The sequence below is a fragment of the Micromonospora sp. NPDC006431 genome (assembly GCF_042870725.1).
Classification (GTDB): domain Bacteria; phylum Actinomycetota; class Actinomycetes; order Mycobacteriales; family Micromonosporaceae; genus Micromonospora.
In genome coordinates, this window is sequence record NZ_JBIAHQ010000050.1 from 1 (window position 1) to 18,268 (window position 18,268).

The 18,268-nt window shown below is 68.8% G+C and carries 14 protein-coding genes and 2 pseudogenes; 10 read left to right on the top strand and 6 right to left on the bottom strand.

Going from position 1 to position 18,268, the window contains the following annotated elements:
• Window positions 1–294, top strand: a pseudogene (locus tag ACFYM6_RS35250) (IS5/IS1182 family transposase); the annotation flags it as partial.
• Between the two features lie 218 nt (window positions 295–512).
• On the top strand, window positions 513–653 hold the full coding sequence (locus ACFYM6_RS35255) for a hypothetical protein (protein WP_387281808.1): 141 nt from the start codon (window positions 513–515) through the stop codon (window positions 651–653).
• 15 nt (window positions 654–668) lie between these two features.
• Here the strand turns inward: ACFYM6_RS35255 and ACFYM6_RS35260 are convergent, their stop codons facing one another.
• Window positions 669–1,022 carry a hypothetical protein gene (locus ACFYM6_RS35260; RefSeq protein WP_387281809.1) on the bottom strand — a complete coding sequence of 118 codons (354 nt, stop codon included), beginning with the start codon at window positions 1,020–1,022 and terminating at the stop codon, window positions 669–671.
• A 124-nt stretch (window positions 1,023–1,146) separates the two neighbouring features.
• Entirely contained in the window at window positions 1,147–1,800 is a 654-nt protein-coding gene (locus ACFYM6_RS35265) for a class I SAM-dependent methyltransferase (RefSeq protein WP_387281810.1), read from the bottom strand.
• Window positions 1,801–2,545: 745 nt separating this feature from the next.
• On the opposite strand from ACFYM6_RS35265, the gene ACFYM6_RS35270 reads away from it, so the two are divergent.
• The 3 genes and pseudogenes from ACFYM6_RS35270 to ACFYM6_RS35280 all read left to right on the top strand — a co-directional run.
• Window positions 2,546–3,211: an NUDIX domain-containing protein gene (locus ACFYM6_RS35270; RefSeq protein WP_387281811.1), complete on the top strand. Its 666-nt coding sequence runs from the start codon at window positions 2,546–2,548 to the stop codon at window positions 3,209–3,211.
• A 432-nt stretch (window positions 3,212–3,643) separates the two neighbouring features.
• Entirely contained in the window at window positions 3,644–3,985 is a 342-nt protein-coding gene (locus ACFYM6_RS35275; RefSeq protein ID WP_387281812.1) for a pilin, read from the top strand.
• Window positions 3,964–4,215 (top strand): annotated as a pseudogene (locus ACFYM6_RS35280) (C40 family peptidase); the annotation flags it as partial. The gene ACFYM6_RS35275 and the pseudogene ACFYM6_RS35280, both read left to right, overlap by 22 nt.
• Window positions 4,216–4,297: 82 nt before the next feature.
• Here ACFYM6_RS35280 and ACFYM6_RS35285 read toward each other — a convergent pair.
• From ACFYM6_RS35285 to ACFYM6_RS35300, 4 genes are all read right to left on the bottom strand, one after another.
• Window positions 4,298–4,951: a VanZ family protein gene (locus ACFYM6_RS35285; RefSeq protein WP_387281813.1), complete on the bottom strand. Its 654-nt coding sequence runs from the start codon at window positions 4,949–4,951 to the stop codon at window positions 4,298–4,300.
• A gap of 47 nt (window positions 4,952–4,998) precedes the next feature.
• Window positions 4,999–5,223: a hypothetical protein gene (locus ACFYM6_RS35290; protein WP_387281814.1), complete on the bottom strand. Its 225-nt coding sequence runs from the start codon at window positions 5,221–5,223 to the stop codon at window positions 4,999–5,001.
• A gap of 1,030 nt (window positions 5,224–6,253) precedes the next feature.
• Complete coding sequence (locus tag ACFYM6_RS35295) at window positions 6,254–9,175, bottom strand: tetratricopeptide repeat protein (RefSeq protein ID WP_387281815.1); 2,922 nt, start codon at window positions 9,173–9,175, stop codon at window positions 6,254–6,256.
• Window positions 9,176–9,379: 204 nt separating this feature from the next.
• Window positions 9,380–11,359: an ABC transporter ATP-binding protein gene (locus ACFYM6_RS35300; RefSeq protein ID WP_387281816.1), complete on the bottom strand. Its 1,980-nt coding sequence runs from the start codon at window positions 11,357–11,359 to the stop codon at window positions 9,380–9,382.
• A gap of 303 nt (window positions 11,360–11,662) precedes the next feature.
• Here ACFYM6_RS35300 and ACFYM6_RS35305 point away from each other — a divergent pair, with 303 nt between their 5' ends.
• The 5 genes from ACFYM6_RS35305 to ACFYM6_RS35325 all read left to right on the top strand — a co-directional run bounded on the left by ACFYM6_RS35305 (window position 11,663) and on the right by ACFYM6_RS35325 (window position 18,157).
• Window positions 11,663–11,854: a hypothetical protein gene (locus ACFYM6_RS35305; RefSeq protein WP_387281817.1), complete on the top strand. Its 192-nt coding sequence runs from the start codon at window positions 11,663–11,665 to the stop codon at window positions 11,852–11,854.
• A 35-nt stretch (window positions 11,855–11,889) separates the two neighbouring features.
• The gene (lanL, locus tag ACFYM6_RS35310; protein WP_387281818.1) at window positions 11,890–14,499 is read left to right on the top strand and encodes a class IV lanthionine synthetase LanL; all 2,610 of its coding nucleotides are present in this window, start codon (window positions 11,890–11,892) and stop codon (window positions 14,497–14,499) included.
• Between the two features lie 160 nt (window positions 14,500–14,659).
• Window positions 14,660–15,418 (top strand): thioesterase II family protein, encoded by a 759-nt coding sequence (locus ACFYM6_RS35315; protein ID WP_387281819.1) that lies wholly within the window; start codon window positions 14,660–14,662, stop codon window positions 15,416–15,418.
• A gap of 14 nt (window positions 15,419–15,432) precedes the next feature.
• On the top strand, window positions 15,433–16,296 hold the full coding sequence (locus ACFYM6_RS35320; RefSeq protein ID WP_387281820.1) for a BTAD domain-containing putative transcriptional regulator: 864 nt from the start codon (window positions 15,433–15,435) through the stop codon (window positions 16,294–16,296).
• A gap of 133 nt (window positions 16,297–16,429) precedes the next feature.
• The gene (locus ACFYM6_RS35325) at window positions 16,430–18,157 is read left to right on the top strand and encodes a fatty acyl-AMP ligase (protein ID WP_387281821.1); all 1,728 of its coding nucleotides are present in this window, start codon (window positions 16,430–16,432) and stop codon (window positions 18,155–18,157) included.
• Window positions 18,158–18,268: the final 111 nt, after the last annotated feature.

Here is an 18,268-nt window from a genome sequence, read left to right on the forward strand (position 1 = left end):
GACGCCGGCTACGACTCCACCGCGACCCGCGACCTACTCGCCGGACGCGGCCTGACCGGCGAGACCGCCCGCAAAGGCGTCAAGGCCCCCGTCCAAGCCACCAAACGGTGGCACATCGAACGCACGAACGCCTGGCACAACGCCTTCAACCGGCTCCAACGCTGCTACGAACGCAAGGAAGACGTGATCCACGCCTACTTCGACCTCGCCGACACGATCATCACCGTCCGTAGCCTCATCCGCCAGGCCTGGACCCTCTACCGCTGGGACACCCGCTCGACCCGTCGGCCATGAGCCCGCCTAATTGCGCGACCTCTAAGCGTCGCGGCGGTGAGAGTGAGGGCGGCGAGCGTTAGGGCGGAGAGTGCCCAAGTGACCGTGGCGGCGGCGCCGCGAGACGGGTTGAGGGCGGGCGGTGTCCGGCAGGTAGGCAGCGGCGATGCGGCCGGGCCGGGCCCGCAGCCGGTTATGCATGCCGCTCGCACAGCGCGCCCACCGGCTAACGTCAGCACGTGTCGACCCCCCTGCGCTGGCGCCTGCTCGACCAGGAAACCGGCGCCACCCTCACCGACTGCACGGACATCGACGGGCTCTTCGTCGACCGCGTGTGCCCGAACGAGCCGCTGTACGAGCGCTACACCCTGTTGAGCTGAGCGCCGTCCGGACCGCTACTCGCCGCGATCGACGGCACGGGGCCGGCCTGGTTCGGCAACCTCGTCGTCGAGGGCGCACACATCCCCGGCCGGCCAGCAAGCGAACGGTGCGAGGACCAGTGCCGGGAGTGCTACGAGAACACGGAGGAACTGCTCGACGTCCGGGTCGTCGGCCACCGGCCCGCCGCGGACGGGTCCGGTCTGCTCGACATCGGCCTCGAAGGCCATCGCCGCGACGACGACAACAATCGTCGCGGCACCGTCGCGCCCGCTGTCCTCGGTTACCGGCTGTTCGTGTGGTCGACGGCGAACGGATCCAGCGAGGAAACGCGGGCTGGCGAGTGCCGTGACATCGCTGACCTGTTCCATGAGCGGCCGGACAGCTGGCCGCCGGGTCCGCCGTTGACCTTGCTGGGCTGCCGTCGCCGGCTCAGCGGGTCGTTCGAGGCCGAGCTGGCCCACGTGCGCGGCTTCGCCGCAGAAACAAGCCCCGTCAGGGCTTTTCGGGTTTGCGGGCCAGCAGGCAGGCGTGCGGTCTGTTCACCCGTCCGCCGGGCTCCTGCTCCAGCTTCGCGGTGACGACGAGTCCGGCCTGCTCCAGCAGGCCGACCATGCAGTCCAGTGGCAGGAGGTACGACTCGTAGGACACCGGATGGCCGTAGCCCTGGGTCGGCTGCAGCCGTTCATCGCCGACATAGTCTCCCCAGAGCAGGTAGCCGCCGGGCGCGAGTGTGCGGTGGAACTCGGCGAACACCGCCGGCAGCCACTGCGGGGGCGTGTGGTGGGTGGAGTACCAGGCCAGGATGCCGCCGAGCTCGTCGTCCCTCATCTCCAGCGCGGTCATCGAGCCCGCGGTGAACCGCAGGTTCGGATAGGCGTGCCGGGCCAGCCCGATCATCTTCGGTGACAGATCGACACCGAAGGCGGACACTCCCAGCCCGGCCAGGTGCGCCGTCACGCGGCCGGGGCCACATCCCAGGTCCGCGACCGGCCCCAGACCAGCCGCCCGCACGAGCTCGGCAAACCCCGCCAGCATCGCACGTGACAGCGGGTCCATCGCGGCTGGAGGCGGGACGCGTTCGACGTAATCAGCGGCGACCGTGTCGTACGACTCGCGCACAGCGGTCAGAAAAAAGGGCTCAGCCATGCGGGCGACCCTAGACCAGGGACCGACAGGCCGTGTCACGATCTTGAGTTGACCTCCGCGGCATCCACCGCCGCAGACACCCGGCCATCACACCACTCCGGTGATCGTTTCCGGTCAGAGCACCAGAGAGGCTCCGCCTCGGACCGCCGAGCAGGCCACTTGAGCTGCACAAACAGCCTGTGGCCCCACCTCGGGCCAAGCTCACGCAGGGACCCGCGGCCCGATCTTGGCCGGCCGCCGCCACCCGCTGCGCCGATGTCCGGCCGCCGTGGCGGCCGGCTGTGCCACCCAAAGTGGCTGGTCAGAACCCATGTCTGCAAAATGTGGAGCGGGCAACACAATGTTACGCCCGCTCAAAAACTCGACACAAACGTCGCGCCAACAGCTCCCATTCCCTGCGGGAGACCGGAGACGGGATCCACTTCGCGATCGTCGACGCGAACACAGACCGCCTCCTCGGCACCGTCGGTCTGGAGAAGACCGACTGGCGCGGCCTGGTCAGCAGATCCGGGAGCCGAGCGGTTAGCCGCGCCAGGCATTCGTCACGCAGGGTTTGCCCACCGCGCTGACCCTCACATCCGGCGGACGTCGAATAGCCGATCGTTGCAGGAGGTGACAGCGGACACGGGAATTTCCTCGTGGACGGACACGACAGTCGGGCCTTGACGGCAGTCACCGACCGTGATGAGGTGGGCCCGAGATTCCGGGCCGGGCAATGTCGCACTCTCGCGCTAGGTTCCGGCCCATGAGTCGTGATGAGTTGCAGCGGCAGTCGCTCGAGGCCGCATTGGGCGACGTTGAGACAGCAATCATCGAATTCGAGGGCGTCGCCGGCTGGCTGGCCGCCGTCGGTAGCAGTCCGGTCGACCCGCTGGGGGCTGAGGTCTGGGTGTTCGACACGAATCTGACCCAGGTGCTGTTGGTGTGCCATCCGTGGCGGGGCTGGGTTCCGCCCGGAGGGAGAGTCGAACCCGGGGAGACACCTCGTGAGGCAGCCCGCCGTGAGTTGTTTGAAGAGACGGGTGTCGTGGCCGAGCTCCTCACCCGGCCGGCCGCTGTCTGCGTCCGCTCATACCATCCCGATCATCCGGCGACACTGGGACTGTCGTATGCCGCGATTGTCGGCCGGGCTGTTCCGCTGGTGGCCGAGCCCGGCCAGCCCGTCGCCTGGATGAACCTGGATCACCAGTGGGAAAGCTGCTTCTCCGACGACCCATCCCGCATTCGTCGGCATGCGCAGTGGCTGGCCCGCCTTGCCCGATCTCAGCGGCGTACCCGGTCCGCGATTGACGTACCAGACATTCCGGACCAGCCGCTACAGCCTGTGATGCATTGTCCGCTCGTCCGGCGTCCGCTGTCCGTCTATCCGGATCGGCCTGTCCGCCCAACCGGCTTTCCCAGTGACCGCTGACAGGAGGGCTGGACCTGCTGCAGGTCGCACTTCGATCCGTGCCTGGTTCTGTACGTATGCAGTACGCCGCTCCCCTACTGATCTCAGCGCGAGGCCGTCTCGGGCAAACGCCCGGGCGGCCTTTGCGTTTCCGGTCCGCGTCAACCTTGCGCGGCACCCTGAGTAGCTGACAGGTCTTGTCAGGGCGTGACAGGTAGGCAGCGAGTTCGATCGACCTGACAGCCGAGATCTGGGCGGTGCATGTCATCCACGGCATGCCCGCCCGGTGGGGATCTCCCATCCGGCGAGGCCCACGGTCCGGCACGCCTGGCGCGGCGTACTGACACCGCAACCCTTCACCACACGCAAGGGAGGAGCGCCCCCACCGGATCACACGGTCCTTGCGTCTGGTCCCCGCCGCGGCGGCCCACCGATCCCTAGTGGAGCGCCGCAATGCACACGATCTCTGTCCTCAACGACCTCCTGGCCGCGCCCGCCCCTGACGGCGGAGGCCCCAACTCGATCGCCCAGGTCATCGCCAACATCACCGGCTGGGTCATGGGCATCATCGCGGTGGTCGCGACGATGTTCCTGGTCATCGGCGGCCTGCGGTACATGGCCGCCGGAGGCGACCCGGCCCAGGTCGAGCAGGCGAAGGGCAACGTCAAGTCCCCGCTGATCGGCTACGCCCTCGCGGTCCTGTCAGCCAGCTCGGCACGCCCTATCACTTCGGCGGATCGTGCACCGACCCCCGCTCCGGCGACCCCGACAAGCAGTGCGACTGCTCGTCGCTGATGCAGTCGGCGTACCGGGCGGCGGGCATCGCCATTCCGCGCGTGACCAGCGACCAGGTCAACGCCGGCAAGCCCGTGGCCGACCCAGCTCTCCTGTTGCCCGGCGACCTCATCCTCATCCCCGGCAGCAACGGCAGCATGTCCAATCCGCGCCACGTCGGCATGTACCTCGGCGAAGGCTCATCATCCACGCCCCGAAAACCGGCGACACCGTCAAGATCACCCACCTGAGCAACTGGCTCAACCAGATCGCAGCGATTCGCCGCATCGCCAGCTGAATAGAAGATGTAGTCGACAGCGCCGGACACGCGACTCAGCGCGCCGGCGCCGGCGCGGGGCGCGGCTGGTCCGATGCCACCTCCGCCATAGTGCGCCACCAGTGGCGCGACGCCAGCCCGGCCAGCACCGCGCCGGCGGCGTTGACCAGGACGTCATCCACGGAGGAAACCCGGTCCAGCCGCAGGACGTACTGCGCGGTCTCGACCAGGACCGAGCAGCCCGCCCCGAGCGCCAGGATCCGCGGCACGGACGCCAGCACCGCGAAACGCATCGGGGCGAAGAACCCCAGCGCCGCGAAGATCAGCAGGTTACCGCCGATCCCGACCGGCCCCATCGTGACCAGGTCCCGCAGCGGGACCAGGCTCACCCGGCCCGGGACGATGCCGGCCCCCGGGCCCGGCATCATGGTCAGCCATACCAGCGGCACCGTCCCGTAGACCATGCCCACCTCGGCCAGCGACATCCACCACGCCGACGGGACGCCGGCAGCACGCCGACGGCGCGCCAGAGCCCACACCACCAGGGCGGCCAACGGCAGGCCGACCAGCGTCATGAGCAGCACCCCGTTGAACGTATCGAAGCAGCCGTGCCACCGCCCGGCCATGCACCTCGGAGCGGACATCATGAGCGGCCGCCGCACGACGAACGCCGCGCTCGCCAGGCCGAGGATCGCCAGGCTGACGAGCACGATCCTGCGCGTACGGCGCGGCGGCGCTGACAGGGATGCACTGTGCTTCATGCCCCCATTAGAAACGGAGGGCCGTTGCAGTGGCGTATGAAATTTTCCATACCTCCGCGATACACGGAATGCCCGGCGTCGTCGCCCGGCACCTCGGCCACGACCAAGGCCGGCAGCTGGCTGCCGACGTCGACGGGCAACCGGTCCACGACCCGGACGGCCCACGCTTGCTCGGCCTGGTGCAGCGCGAAGCGCAGGATCCGGTCGATCCGCCCGGCCACCGGCGGCTCGATTCGCTCCGTCCGGCAGCGCACCAGCAGCTCCGCTGCACGATGCCCTGCACAACGACGCCCACGCCCTTCTCCGATGGGCTCGCGTCGACGAATTTAGCCATTTTCCAACAAATGCGATGCGCCAGACGCGGATCACGTGTCAGTGCCGCACAACGCCCGTGCCCCGATAAGTAGTACTTGCGTTCCCCAGCACAGGCGCAGCCCTCCGCCGCATCGTCGACGGACGAGACACCTGACGCGCTCCGGCCAGCTGCGCGCCCGCCGGCCACGCGGGAGCTGGGCTCAACGCACACCGCATCGGCCGGCGGGGTCAACGACATGGTCGCCGAAGCCCACGAGATGACGAGCGTCGGGGCGTACCAGGTGATGGTGCGCCGTTACATCGAGGGCCGGCTCGCCGAACTGGGGCACGTTCGCAACCCAGCACTGCCCCATCGACGCCGGGTGTCGGCGCTAGGGTCCTGCGTGCAGCGGTACGGCCGATCGGCTTTCACGCGACCCTGAATTTCCTGCGAGTGGTGGCCGGGCCATTCGAGCGTGACGAGGTCGCCCTGCTGCGCTCGATGCCCTGAGCGCGAGCCAGGCCGCGGCTGGCACGCCGAACTCCGCGATCACGCTGCAAAACGCAGCGCCGCCAAGCGTCGGAGACGGGTTGCCTTCAGAGTCGGCTACCGGATCGCCTGATCCCACCGACCCGCAACGGCACGCACGAGACCGATTAGAGCGTGACACCCGGAGTGGGCACTCATCTCGGCGTCTTGCTGGACCCGACCCCTTCGGGCTCGCCGAAGAGGTCACCGAGCACGAAGCCCTGCTCAGAAGGTTGCCGGTGGGATTCGAGTCTCAGGACCCGGAATCCATGCCGGCGTCACCACGACGGCACCCAAAGCCATGCGTCGATGCAGCATGGCCCCCGTGAATGGTGCCAGCGGGCCCCAGGACGACAGCCGGCACCATCCAGGCGGGGGAGCAGCGAACCCTGACCACTTCGATTTTCGGCTTGTCTGCGAGGTCGTGGTCACCGGGCGGCGACGATGGTGGCCTTCTCGATTCCGGCTCGGCCCCGGGCCTGCTCATCTGCGTCGTCGATCCGGTCGGCGATGGCCAGAGCTGCCCGGTGATGGCGCAGGGCCGTCTCGTGGTCGCCGGCGAGAAAGTACGCCTCGCCGAGGGTGTTCAGCACGTTCGACTGAATGTCGGGGCTGAGTCCGCGGGCGAGATCGAGCGCGGCCAGACCAGCCCGGATGGCTGCCTTGTGCCGGCCCAGTCGGGCGTAGCTGAAGGCGAGGTTGGCCAGGGCGTTTGCCTGGCCCGGGCGACTCCCCGTGCGGTGTTGCAACGCGAGCGCCCGTTGGGCGTACCGGAGCGCCTCGGGGTGCCGGCCCAGCCGGGCATGGAGCAGGCCGATGTTGTTCTCCAGGCTCGCCACGCCGGGGCCGCCGAGCTTCCGCTGCAGCGCCAGGGCCCGTTTGGCCTGGTCGAGCGCCTCCCGGTCCCGGCCGAGCAGGTGCAGGTCGATGCTGAGGTTGCTCAGCACGGCGGCTTCCCACTGTCTGTCGCCGGTGGATCGGAAGAGCGTGATGGCCCGGTGGTATTCAGCAATCGCCTCATGGTGTCGGCCGAGCCGGCGGTACACCAGGGCGAGGTGGTTGCGGGTGATCGCTTCGCCGTCGGGCTGTCCGAGCGTGTGATGCAGGGGCAGTGCCCGTCGGAGCTGCGTCAGCGCGGGATCTGTCCGGCCTGCGGTGTTGTATGCCTGGCCCAGTTCGGTCAGGGTGTGCGCTTCGGCGCGGGGGTCGTCGAGCTGGCGGGCTGCGGTCTCGGCACGCAGCAGGATCTCGATCGAGTCATCGGTGTGGCCGCGCCGGATCTGGTAGGGCTGCAGCAGATGGGCGAGCAGCAACACTTGCCGTTGACAGGGGCCGCTGCTAGCGGTCCGGGCGGCGGCGATCACGTTCGCGTACTCCGCGTCGAGCCAGGTGAGTGCGTGCTGCTCGTCGGCGAACTCGACCGGAGGTGCCTCCGGTGCCGGAGGCTGCCCGACCGGTGGGAGCGAGAACCTGCGGATCAGCCGGGTCGCGGCGTCGGTCGTCGCCACGTACCAGTCGAGCAGCCGTCTTTTGGCGGCCGCGATGCTGTCTTCGGTGTCCTCGCTGAGGCACCGCCGCGCGGCGTATTCGCGCAGCAGGTCGTGCATCTGGTACCGGTCCGGTTCCGCCTGCTGCACGAGGTGCTCGTCGAGCAACGATTCGAGCGCGAGCTGCGCGGCCGCCGGTTCGCAGCCGACCAGTGCCGCCATCGACGCCGCGGTCACGTCGTTGCCGGGGTGGACGCCGAGCAGCCGGAACAGCCTTCGGCGGTCCGGAGCCAGCGCCCGATACGACAGGGCCAAGACGCCCTGAACCGCTCGCCCGCCGGCGGACAGTTCGTCCAGCCGGCGATTCTCGTCGGTCAGCCGGGACAGCAGATGGCTGATGGGCCAGGCCGGTCGCGCTCGCAGCCGCCGCGCGGCGACTGCGACGGCCAGCGGCAGATGACCGCAGCGCGCCAGCAGCGCGTCGGCCGCGGACGGCTCGGCGGTCACCCGGTCGCGGCCGACGATCATCGTGAGCAGGTCCAACGATTCCTCCCGGTGCAGCACGTCCAACCGGACGGTGTGAGCACCGTCCACGGCGAGGCTGCGCCGGCTCGTCACGATCACCAGGCAGCCCGGGTTGGCCGGCAGTAACGGGTGAACCTGTGACTCTTTGGCTGCGTTGTCCACGACGAGAAGCACTCGCTGCTCGGACAATCGGTCCCGGAACACCGCCGCGCGGGCCTCGATCTTCTCGGGAATTCCGGACGGCGGGACGCCCAGCAGCCGGAGCAGGGACTCCAGCACCTCACCGGGGTCGGCCGGCGCCGAATCCTCGGTGAATCCGTGCAGGTCGACATAGAACTGCCCGTCCGGGTAGGTGGCGGAGAGCCGGTGGGCGGCATGTACCGCCAGGCGGGTTTTGCCCACACCGGCCATGCCCTCCACCGTGACGATGGGCACGGCTGTGTCCGGTGGGCTGGTCGCCGCGCCCATCAGCGCCGCCAATTCGCGTCGCCTGCCGACGAATTCCGCGATGTCGGGTGGCAGGTGTCGGTACGCGCTCTCCAGCGCCTGGCCGGCGTTATGCGGGGTGGGCGGCTGCGGATCCCCCGTCAGAATCCGCCGGTGCAGCTCTTGCGACTGCGTTGACGGTTCGATACCCAGCTCCGCGACCGTCCGGCGGTGCAGCTCGCGATAGACCGCCAGTGCGTCGGAGCGCCGTCCCAGCCGGCTGTGCACCGTCATCAGGTGCCGGGAGAAGCGCTCGTCCAAGGGGCGCTCAGCGATCAGCCGGACCAGTTCGGGGGTCAGGCCGTCGAGTTGCCCGTCGGTGATTCGCGCATCGGCGTACTCGGCAGCGGCATCGACCCGGGCCTCGTCCATGGCGGCCGCGCTGTGCTCGATCACCCGGCCTGTCAGGCCGCTGAAGGCCGGTCCACGCCAGAGCGCGAGCGCGGTGCGCAGCAGTCGTACCGCGGTCGCGTTGTCACCGGCGGTCCGTGCCTTGCCTGCCGCCGTTGCCCCGGCCTGGAACTGCTCAACGTCGTATCGGTCGGCAGCCACCTCGAGCAGGTAGGCGGAGGATCGGGTAACGATGGGGGCGGCGGCGCGGCTGCCGCCGGGCGCCAACCGACGCCGCAGGTCGGAGACAAGCCCCTGCAGCTGCACCCGGTACGACCGCGGCGGCGCGTCCCGCCACAGCTCGTCGACGAGGATGTCCATGGAGACGGGCTGGTTGGCGTGGGACAGGAGAAGTGCGAGTACCAGGGTGCGTTGCGGCCCGCCCAGGTCCACCGGTTGGCCGCACCACTCGACGGTCAACGGGCCGAGTGCGCGAAAGTACAGATCCTCATCAGCTTCCAAGGTCAGCTGCCACCTCGGTATCGCGGTCACTTCGTATGGGTTCGTCACCCGGGCGCTTTCAGCCCTCGTCGCACCGCAACCTAGTCACGGTGAGTACTCGCAAAACCTACCAGCGGTTCCGCACCCCGACTTGGCATCAAAACCGGCATACTTCCATATGTCGGTGCTCCGAATTGCAGGATGGATGTCAACTTTCCTGCTGGCTCAGCATGTCGCAGAATCAGCGGGGCCGACGGCCGACCCTGCCCCGGCAGCATTGCCCTGGTAGCCCGCCGCTTGAAGGGTGAACAACTCGGCATACCGGCCACCGGCGACCATGAGCTGGTCGTGGTTGCCGCTCTCGGCCAGGGCGCCGTCGTGTAGGACGAAGATCCGGTCGGCGTGGCGGACGTTGGCCAGCCGGTGGGTGATGAGGATGGTGGTGGCCCGCCCCTGCCGGTCCCGGATCGCCTGGAACAGCGCGTCCTCAGCCCGCGGATCGAGGGCGGAGGACGGCTCGTCCATGATCAGCAGGTCGGCGTCGCGAAGGAAGCCGCGGGCGGCGGTGATGCGCTGCCACTGCCCGCCGGAGAGGTCCTGGCCGTGGGCGAAGGTGCGGTCGAGCAACGTCTCGTACCCGTACGGAAGATTCTCGATCATCTCGTGCGCGACGGCCCGGGCAGCGGCGGCCTGTATCCGGTCCAGGCTCGCTTCGCTGTGGACATCCCCGATGGCGATGTTGGTCGCCGCAGTGAACGGCCACTTGTGGTACTCCTGAGTGACCACGGCGATCCGGGCTCGCAACCCGTCGGTGTTCCAGTCGGCCAGCGGCCGACCATTCCAACGGATGACACCCGAGGTGGGCGCGCGCAGGTTGGCGATCAACGCGGCGAGGCTGCTCTTGCCGGAGCCGTTCTCCCCCACGAAGGCGACGGTCTGACCCGTCTCGATGGTCAGCGTCACGCCGTCCACGGCAGCGGTATCCCGGTCGGGGTAGCGCAGGCTGACCTGATGGACGGTCAGCTCACGCAGCGGCTCCAGCGATTCCCCGCCCGACTGGTCGGGCAGGTAGGCGGCGGCTCGGGTCATGAACCCCGTGTAGTCGCCGAAGTGCAGGCCGTCGGTGTAGACCTTGTCGACCTGGGTGGTGGCGACGGCCAACGAGCGTTGCGCGGCCTGCAGGGCGATCACGCAGGTCGCCGCAGCGGCCAGTGGGATCTGCCCGTCCACGAGCAGCAGCCCGAGCAGCACGTACACCGCCCCGGTCGCCAGTCCGCCGATCATGGACCCGAGTGTGGTGGTTGTGGTGACCCGACGAGCGAGCGCGAGTTGGATGCCGGTCTCCACCACCATGACCCGGTCGTACTGATCGAGCAGGAACCGGCGCAGCCCGTACGAGCGGAGCTCCGGGGCCGACACTCGCTCGGCCATGAGCCGGTGCAGCAGCCAGATACGGCGTCGGCGTACCGAGCCCGCCGTGTAGGTCCGATACTGCAGGTGTCCCGCCCGCAGCGAGGCCCACGCCTTGGGCAGCGTGGCGACCAGCAGCGCCACCAACAGCAGCGGGTGGATGACCACCACGGCGACCGCGACGGCGACCAGACCGGCCAGGCCGGCGAGGAAGCTCATCGACGCCTGCACCAGCGAGATCGCCGAGTCGGTCCCCCGTGAGGCCCGTTCCATGTCGTCGGCGAAGGCGTCCGCGTCGAACGCCTCCAGTCGCACGGCCGTACTCGTCTCGAACAGGCCGCGCTCGACCTCCCGGCTCACCCGCGGGGTGAGTCCGTTCTGTGCGTACCCGCTGGCGATACCCATGCCGGCGCGCAGCGCCGTCGCCCCCGCCAGCGCGGCGAGGGCGGGCAGTGCCGATTCGACCTTGTCCGCGGTCGGCCCTCCGGCGAACAGCTCGACCAGCACCTGCTGGGTGGCCAGCAGCCCGAAAGCGGCCAGCACCCCGGCACCGACCGTCGTGGCGGCCACCACGCCAGTGCGAATGCGGTCAGCGCGCCAACTGATCCACAACGCCACCCAGACCAATCGGGGCAACTCGGCGAAGACGGCGAACAGTCCGGCCTCAGCCCGCGCCCGCAGACCCGTCTCCCACCACATCTCCCGCAGCTCGGGCAGTACCGGCTCCGCCGAGGGCAGCGGGGCGGCGGGACGGGGGGCGGTGCGCTGGTCGCCCGGGATGGCGGTTTCGGTCATGGGCATACCTCCTCACGCTCCGCCGCCCGGGTCGCGACGGCCCCCAGTGCGCGACGGCACCACTGCGAGCGTCGAGCGTAGAACATCGATCCGTTCTTGACGGGCGTCGTGAGCGCCGACGCGGGGCGATTACGGGGTCGCTCGATCGCCGCACCAGTCAGCGGAGCTCCGCAGCACCGATCACCGCCCGCAGCCGCGCCTTGATTCTTAGTGATTAGTTAGCGGCCGACGCTAGCGTCCGCGCCAGTCCAGGGCGGACCGGCGACCACGCCGTCGCGCTCAGCTACCTCGACGGAGGCGAACATGACCCAGAGACTGCAGGCGGCCCTGCTCGAACTCGCGCCACGCAACGGCGGACCGGCGGCCGTGGAACCGCGGGTCCACTTCGAGGACGTGCAGCAGTCGCTGCACTCCGCCAACCGCTGCCCGTACACCTGCGGACCGTGCACCGACCGAAGCAGCGACCGCTGCATCGCCACCGGCCACACCGTCTGACCCATCCCTGACGATCTCCGCTGCCGAGGAGGTAGGTGTCCGTGTCCGACTGGGAATCTGGACCGTTCGTCAAACGGCTCGTCGATGAACGGTACGGCGGCCGGTACACGGTGCGCCTCAGGCCGCAGTGGACCTACGTGGACCGCGACGACGTGCAGCTTCCGGACCATGGCTGGAAGCTGCACATCTCGTCACGGGCGGAAGACTTCGCGGCCATGGCGGCCCGGACAGTCCCGTTCCTGCTCGAGGTGGGGTGCAGCTTCAAGCTCGCCAGCACAAGCGGCGTGCTCACCGCGATGAACTACGGCATCGAGACGCCCGCCGGGGTGGGCAAGGCGATCACCGTCTACCCCCAGCAGGACCGCGTACGCGACCTCGGCCTCGCGCTCGTCGAGCTGCTACGCGGGCATCCCGGACCGCGGGTGCTCAGCGACCGCCGGATCGACGGCGACGCGCCGGTCTACTACCGCTACGGCCCGTTCGTGGCTCGCTGGTTCCGGGGCCAGCGCGGTCTCATGTCGATCCAGATCCCCGGCCCGCACGGGGAGACGTTCGACGCGGTCGCCGACCTGGACTACCGCCAGCCGGACTGGGTGACCGACCCATTCCGGCCCGAGAGCGACGACGAAACACCGGAGCTGCTCGGTGGGCGGTACCGGCTCGAGGACGGGGTGCAGCGCACCGCGCAGGGCAGCGTCTTCCGCGCCCGCGACACCACCACCGACCGGGTGGTCATCGTCAAGCAGGCCAGGGCGTACGTCGGCGACTCGGGCAACGGCCTCGACGCCCGCTCCCGCCTCCGCAACGAGCGACGGGTGCTCACCGCTTGCGAGGGCGTGCCCGGCGTGCCCGCCTTCATCGACCACTTCGCCCACGGCGACGACGAATTCCTGGTCACCACCGACGTCGGCGACCAGGATCTGGCGTACCGGGTCGGTAACCAGGGCGCCATGCTCCGCGCCGGCACACCCGTGTCGCCGGGGTTCACCCAGCTGGTGGCCCAACTCGCCCGTACCCTGCTGGCGCTGCACACCCGCGGCGTGGTCATGCGCGACATCACCCCGCGCAACGTCGTCATCGGCGCCGACCGGGCACACCTCGTCGACTTCGGCATCTCCGCCCTCGACGGCCTGCACGTGCCCGGCGGCACGCACGGCTACGCCTCCTGGGACCAGATGCGCAACGGCCCGGCCACCCCGTCGAACGACCACTACTCGCTGGGGATGACCCTCGCCTTCGCAGCCACCAGCCTGTCCCCCGTGGTGGACGAGACGGAGGCCGACGTGCCCGCACAGCGGGCACTGCAGTCGCTGACCAGCATCCTCGGTCCCAGACACGCGCCCTTCACCGACCTGGTGGCCGAGCTGCTGCAGGGCACGCCGGAACAGGCCACGGCGGCGCTGCGGACGCTGGCCAACGAAGACTGGGCGGCCCATACCAGCGCAACGCCCCGCCGCCAGAGCATGCCGACTGCCGATCCCATTGTCCTCGAACAGCAGGTGCTCGATCAGCTGCTGTGGGAGGTCGAGCACCGACAGCTGCGGCAGCCGGCGTCCGCATTCGCCAACGTGGACGGCAGCATCTACACCGGCAGCGCCGGCGTCGGCCTGGAACTGCTGCACCACCGCCACCAGCCCGGTGTACCAGAGCTGCTGCACCAGCTGGCCGAGCACACCGTCCGAGCCAACACACGGATCGACGTGCCGCCCGGCCTGTTCCTCGGCTCCACCGGCAGCCACCTGTTCCTGGCACAGCTCAGGAAGGCCGGTTTCGACGTGGCGCTCCCCGCGATCCCCGCCGTCCCGTACAACGTCGACGACGAGCACGACGACATCATGACGGGCACCGCCGGCGTCGGACTCGGCCATCTGTACCTCGCCGATGTCCTCAGCGACCCGGCGCACCTCGACGCCGCCCGCGCCTGCGTGGACAACCTGCTGGCCAAGACCGAGATGACCCTGTCGGTGGCCCTCGACGCCGGCCTGCCCGAAGAGATCGACACCGACCCGTCAGCCAGCTACTCCCACGGCCGCGCCGGCGTCATCGACCTGCTCATCGCATACACCGCCCGCACCGGCGACCCAGAAGTACGGGCGGCCGCCCAGGAACGGTCCCAGGAGCTACGAAACCGTGCCGATGTGCTGATCGGGCGGGCCCGCGACCCCCGGGCGATCCCACTGTCTGTGTCCTGGTGCCAGGGACTCGCCGGCATCGGTCGCACCCTGCTGCACGCCGCCGAACTCTTCGACGCCTCCGAGTTCACCGCGGCCGCCGTGTCAGCGGCTGAGGCCTGCACCGCCTGGATCCCCCGCCTTGGCGGCCTGAGCCAGTGCTGCGGCTTGACCGGGGTCGGCGGGTTCCTCATTGACTGTGCCCGCCACACCGGCGACGACCGACACCAGCGGGCCGCCCACGCGGTCGTCCCGCAACTCCTCGCCCGCAGCCACGGCCCGGACGGCTCGCCCTTGTTCGTCAACTCGAACCGGCAGGACGCGCCCTGGTCGTGGGCGACAGGGAACGCCGGCATCCTCGCCTTCCTCCGCCGGCTCAACCGGCCGGACACGCCGGAGGTCGTGCCCTACAGCCACCTTCCGCTACGGACGGCGGGCCACCCGGCGGACCGCTCGGCTCTCGTCCGCAGTTGATCTCCGACGACCGGTCACCGCACCGATGATCCGACCGGCGCCCGCAGTCGCCGGTGCCCGCTCGCCTCCCGTGTACGTGATGAACCGCCAGATATCTGTGCCGCCTCAGTGTGTACGCGCTGTGTGTTTCCACGCCCGGCAGAAGGAAGGTTGTCATTGGATGCGTGAACGGTCAAGTAACGGTAGGTCAAGCGCACCGAAATGGGTGCGGTTCCAGCCGCGCAGCGGCGAGCCGCCGGCAATGATTATCGTCTGTTTTCCACCGGCCGGGGGTGGCGGTGGATCCTTCGCGAAACTTCGCGAAGTCGCCGCGGCGAATGCCGAATGCGTGACCGTGGAATTACCCGGACGCATGTCCCGGCTCGCCGAACCACCGGTGCAAAGCATGAGCGCGCTGGCCGACCATGTGGCGCAGTCGGTCCTCGAGGCGGTCGAACCACGAGGCATCCCCTATGCCTTTCTCGGCCTCTGCCTGGGCGCGGTCATGGCCTACGAAACGGCCGTGCGCGTCGAGGCGGCCAGCGGGAACGGTCTCCGCAGCATCGTTGCCGCCGGCAGCAACGCCCCGCAGAAGGGCCCACCCTCGGTGGACGACCCCATTGACTTCCTGCGCCGGATGGGCAGCCCGGAGGACGTCTTCGCGAATCCTGCCCTGCTCGAGATGACCCTGGAGATCCTGCGCTCGGATCTGCATCTGTTCCACTCCTACACCTGCTCCGGCCAGCGGCTGAAGACCCCAGTCAGCATCCTGTACGGCCGGGACGACACGCTGGTGGAGAGGACCGCGATCGCACCGTGGAAAGACCTCGCCACCAGCATCTCCGTTGACGAACTCCCGGGGGGTCACTTCTTCCTCGACCAAAACTACGATCGCCTGCTCAGCAGGCTGCACGGCGATTTGCTCGACACACCCCGGTAGAGCAAGGATTCCGCATGTCTTATCGCTACACCCCGGCCGGTTCCTCTTATCCCTCACCCACGGAACCGAAGATACCCAAACTGAGGATTCTCGGCTCGCTCAGCCTGACCGCCAAGAACGGGAAGTCGTGCAGCCCCCGCGCCCTGAAGCTTCGCATTCTGCTGGCGAACCTGCTGTGCGGCCACAATCGCGCCATCCCGATCGAGCACCTCATTCGTGAACTGTGGAATGAATCGCCGCCGAAGACCGCGAAGACGGCACTCCAGGTGTACGTCTCGAACATCCGGAAAGTCCTCGACACCACGGATCTGGCACCGGGCTATGCGCGAATCGTCACCCAGCCACCCGGTTACATGCTCGAGGTGGACGAGAACGTGCTGGATCTCGCACTCTTCGAGCAATACTGGCGAGAGGCCCGGAACGCACAGGACACCGGCCGCACGAAGATGGCCTCGCAACTCCTGTCCGATGCACTCGCGCTCTGGCGCGGGCCGGCCCTGTCGGACGTCTGCACCACCCCGGACCTGCAAGCGGAGGCACGCCGGCTGAATGAGATGCGCCAGGCCGCGCGGGAACGGAAAATCCTGCTGGACCTGGAACTGGGCCGGCACACCGAGGTGATCAGCGAACTGTACGCGCTGACCTCGCGCCATCCGTTTCACGAAAATCTGTGTGCCTACCTGATGATCGCCCTGCAGCGGCAGGGCCGGCCGGCCGACGCCCTCGACGTGTACAGCGAACTCGCCCGAGCTCTGCGCAATGAACTCGGCCTCGATCCCGGCACCCAGTTGCAGCGACTTCACCAGCTGATTCTGCTGCGTGAACCGATTCCGATCGACTCGACCTTCGAACTGCTCCAGCTTGATAAAACGGCCTGAACCGAGGACCGCGCCAGCGCCATTACCGGCCCCGCTTAAGCACGCTTTAAGATGACCTTTAAAGCCGCCTGCTAGATTTACACTTATTCCATATCGCACGCGCAGAGGGGCGAATATGGTACGCGGTCCTGGAATGACGTTGGCGCACGTCTTGAACGACAAGGCCGAGCGCCATCCGGAGCGAGAGGCCCTCGCATTCATTCCGGATATCAACGAGGGAAAAATAGCGGACCGGCTCACCTTCGGGCAGCTGGCCGAGAGATCGCGCCGGCTGGCGGCACGGCTGGCCACCGCGGGGTTCGAGCCGGGCGCGCGGGCGCTACTGCTCTTCCCCAGCGGCCTGGACTTCGCCGTCGCGTTCTTCGCATGCTCGTACGCGCGCCTCATCGCGGTGCCCGCACCGCTGCCGGAACGGTCGCCTACGAGCATTCAACGGCTGGCGGGGATGGTCGCCGACGCGGAGCCGGCGCTCATCCTCACCGTCGAGGAGTCGCGGGAAACCGTCCGCGAGTGGGCAGCGGGCAACGGCTACCGCGCGCTCCCCTGCATCACCGTGGCGGACACCGCGGACCCGTCGCCGGACGACGTGCCGCTGGAACTGCCGACCCCGGACGACCTCGCCCTGCTGCAATACACCTCCGGCTCCACCAGCGACCCGAAGGGTGTCATGGTCAGCCAGGGCAACCTGCTGAGCAACCTCGATCTCATCGACTCGTTCGTGGGCCGGAAGCCAGCGATGAGGGTGTGCGGCTGGCTGCCGCACATCCACGACATGGGCCTGATCGGGCAGCTGCTGTACCCGGTGTACGTCGGCGGGTGGCTCCTCCAGCTGCCCCCGCTGGAGTTCCTGAAGCGACCGTCCAGGTGGCTGGAGCTCATCGCCCGCCACCGGATCCAGTGCGCCGCGGCCCCCAACTTCGCATACGACCTGTGCGCCCGGGTAACCAGCGAGGATCAGGCGGCGGAGCTGGACCTCAGCCACTGGGAGATCGCGCTCAACGGCGCCGAGCCGATCAACGACCGGACGCTGGAGCGATTCGCCACGCGGTTCGCGCCCGCCGGCTTTCGCATGGAGTCGTTCCTGCCCTGCTATGGCCTGGCCGAGGCCACCCTGATCGTGACCGGCAGGCCGGCCGGTCAGCCGGTCGGGAAGGCGACAGTCGATCCCGAGCAGCTGGCGCACGGCCGATTGGCCCCGATGACCGGAGCAGGCGGCAAGATCCTCATCAGCAGCGGGACGATTCTGCACGACAACGTGCTGATCGTGGACCCGGGGAGCCGGATGCCGCTGGCGGACGGCCGGGTCGGTGAGATCTGGGTGACCGGCGCCAGCGTGAGCCGGGGTTACTGGCGCAAGGACGAGGTCAATGAGGAGATCTTCGGCGCGACGACCACCGACGGGCGAGGGCCCTATCTGCGTACGGGTGATCTCGGGGTGCGCGACGGGGCGGAGCTCTACGTCACCGGGCGGATCAAGGATCTGATCATCTCCAACGGCCGCAACCTGCACCCCCACGACCTTGAATGTGCGCTGCAGGAGATGGCGGGAGATCTGCCCTTCGGCTCCTCCGCGGTCTTCGCGATCGAGGACCACCAGGTGGTGGCCGTGCAGGAGATACGCGGACGCCAGCACGACGACCTCGCTCAGGCGGCGGCGCGGCTCGGGCTCGGGCTGGCGCAGCAGTTCGGGATCGGCCGAACCAGCGTGGTGTTCGTCCGGCCGGGCGCCGTGCGCAAGACGACGAGTGGAAAGACGCGGAGATCCGCGATGCGCCAGCTCTTTCTGGAGTCGGGGCTGGACCCGATCTACGTGAGCCTGGCTCCAGGTATGAGCGAGCGTCTGGGGAAAACGCCGTCATGACTTATCCAGCTTCGTACGCGCAGCGCCGGTTGTGGTTCCTGGCTCAGCTCGAGGGGCCCAGTGCCACCTACAACCTGCCGAACGCGCTGCGGTTCGACGGGCCGGTCGACC

Coding starts and splice junctions, on each gene's coding strand:
- ACFYM6_RS35325 (WP_387281821.1), top strand. CDS start 16,430: ATGACGTTGGCGCACGTCTTGAACGACAAGGCCGAGCGCCATCCGGAG.
- ACFYM6_RS35275 (WP_387281812.1), top strand. CDS start 3,644: ATGCACACGATCTCTGTCCTCAACGACCTCCTGGCCGCGCCCGCCCCT.
- ACFYM6_RS35315 (WP_387281819.1), top strand. CDS start 14,660: ATGCGTGAACGGTCAAGTAACGGTAGGTCAAGCGCACCGAAATGGGTG.
- ACFYM6_RS35300 (WP_387281816.1), bottom strand. CDS start 11,359: ATGACCGAAACCGCCATCCCGGGCGACCAGCGCACCGCCCCCCGTCCC.
- ACFYM6_RS35270 (WP_387281811.1), top strand. CDS start 2,546: ATGAGTCGTGATGAGTTGCAGCGGCAGTCGCTCGAGGCCGCATTGGGC.
- ACFYM6_RS35305 (WP_387281817.1), top strand. CDS start 11,663: ATGACCCAGAGACTGCAGGCGGCCCTGCTCGAACTCGCGCCACGCAAC.
- ACFYM6_RS35320 (WP_387281820.1), top strand. CDS start 15,433: ATGTCTTATCGCTACACCCCGGCCGGTTCCTCTTATCCCTCACCCACG.
- ACFYM6_RS35260 (WP_387281809.1), bottom strand. CDS start 1,022: ATGGAACAGGTCAGCGATGTCACGGCACTCGCCAGCCCGCGTTTCCTC.
- ACFYM6_RS35265 (WP_387281810.1), bottom strand. CDS start 1,800: ATGGCTGAGCCCTTTTTTCTGACCGCTGTGCGCGAGTCGTACGACACG.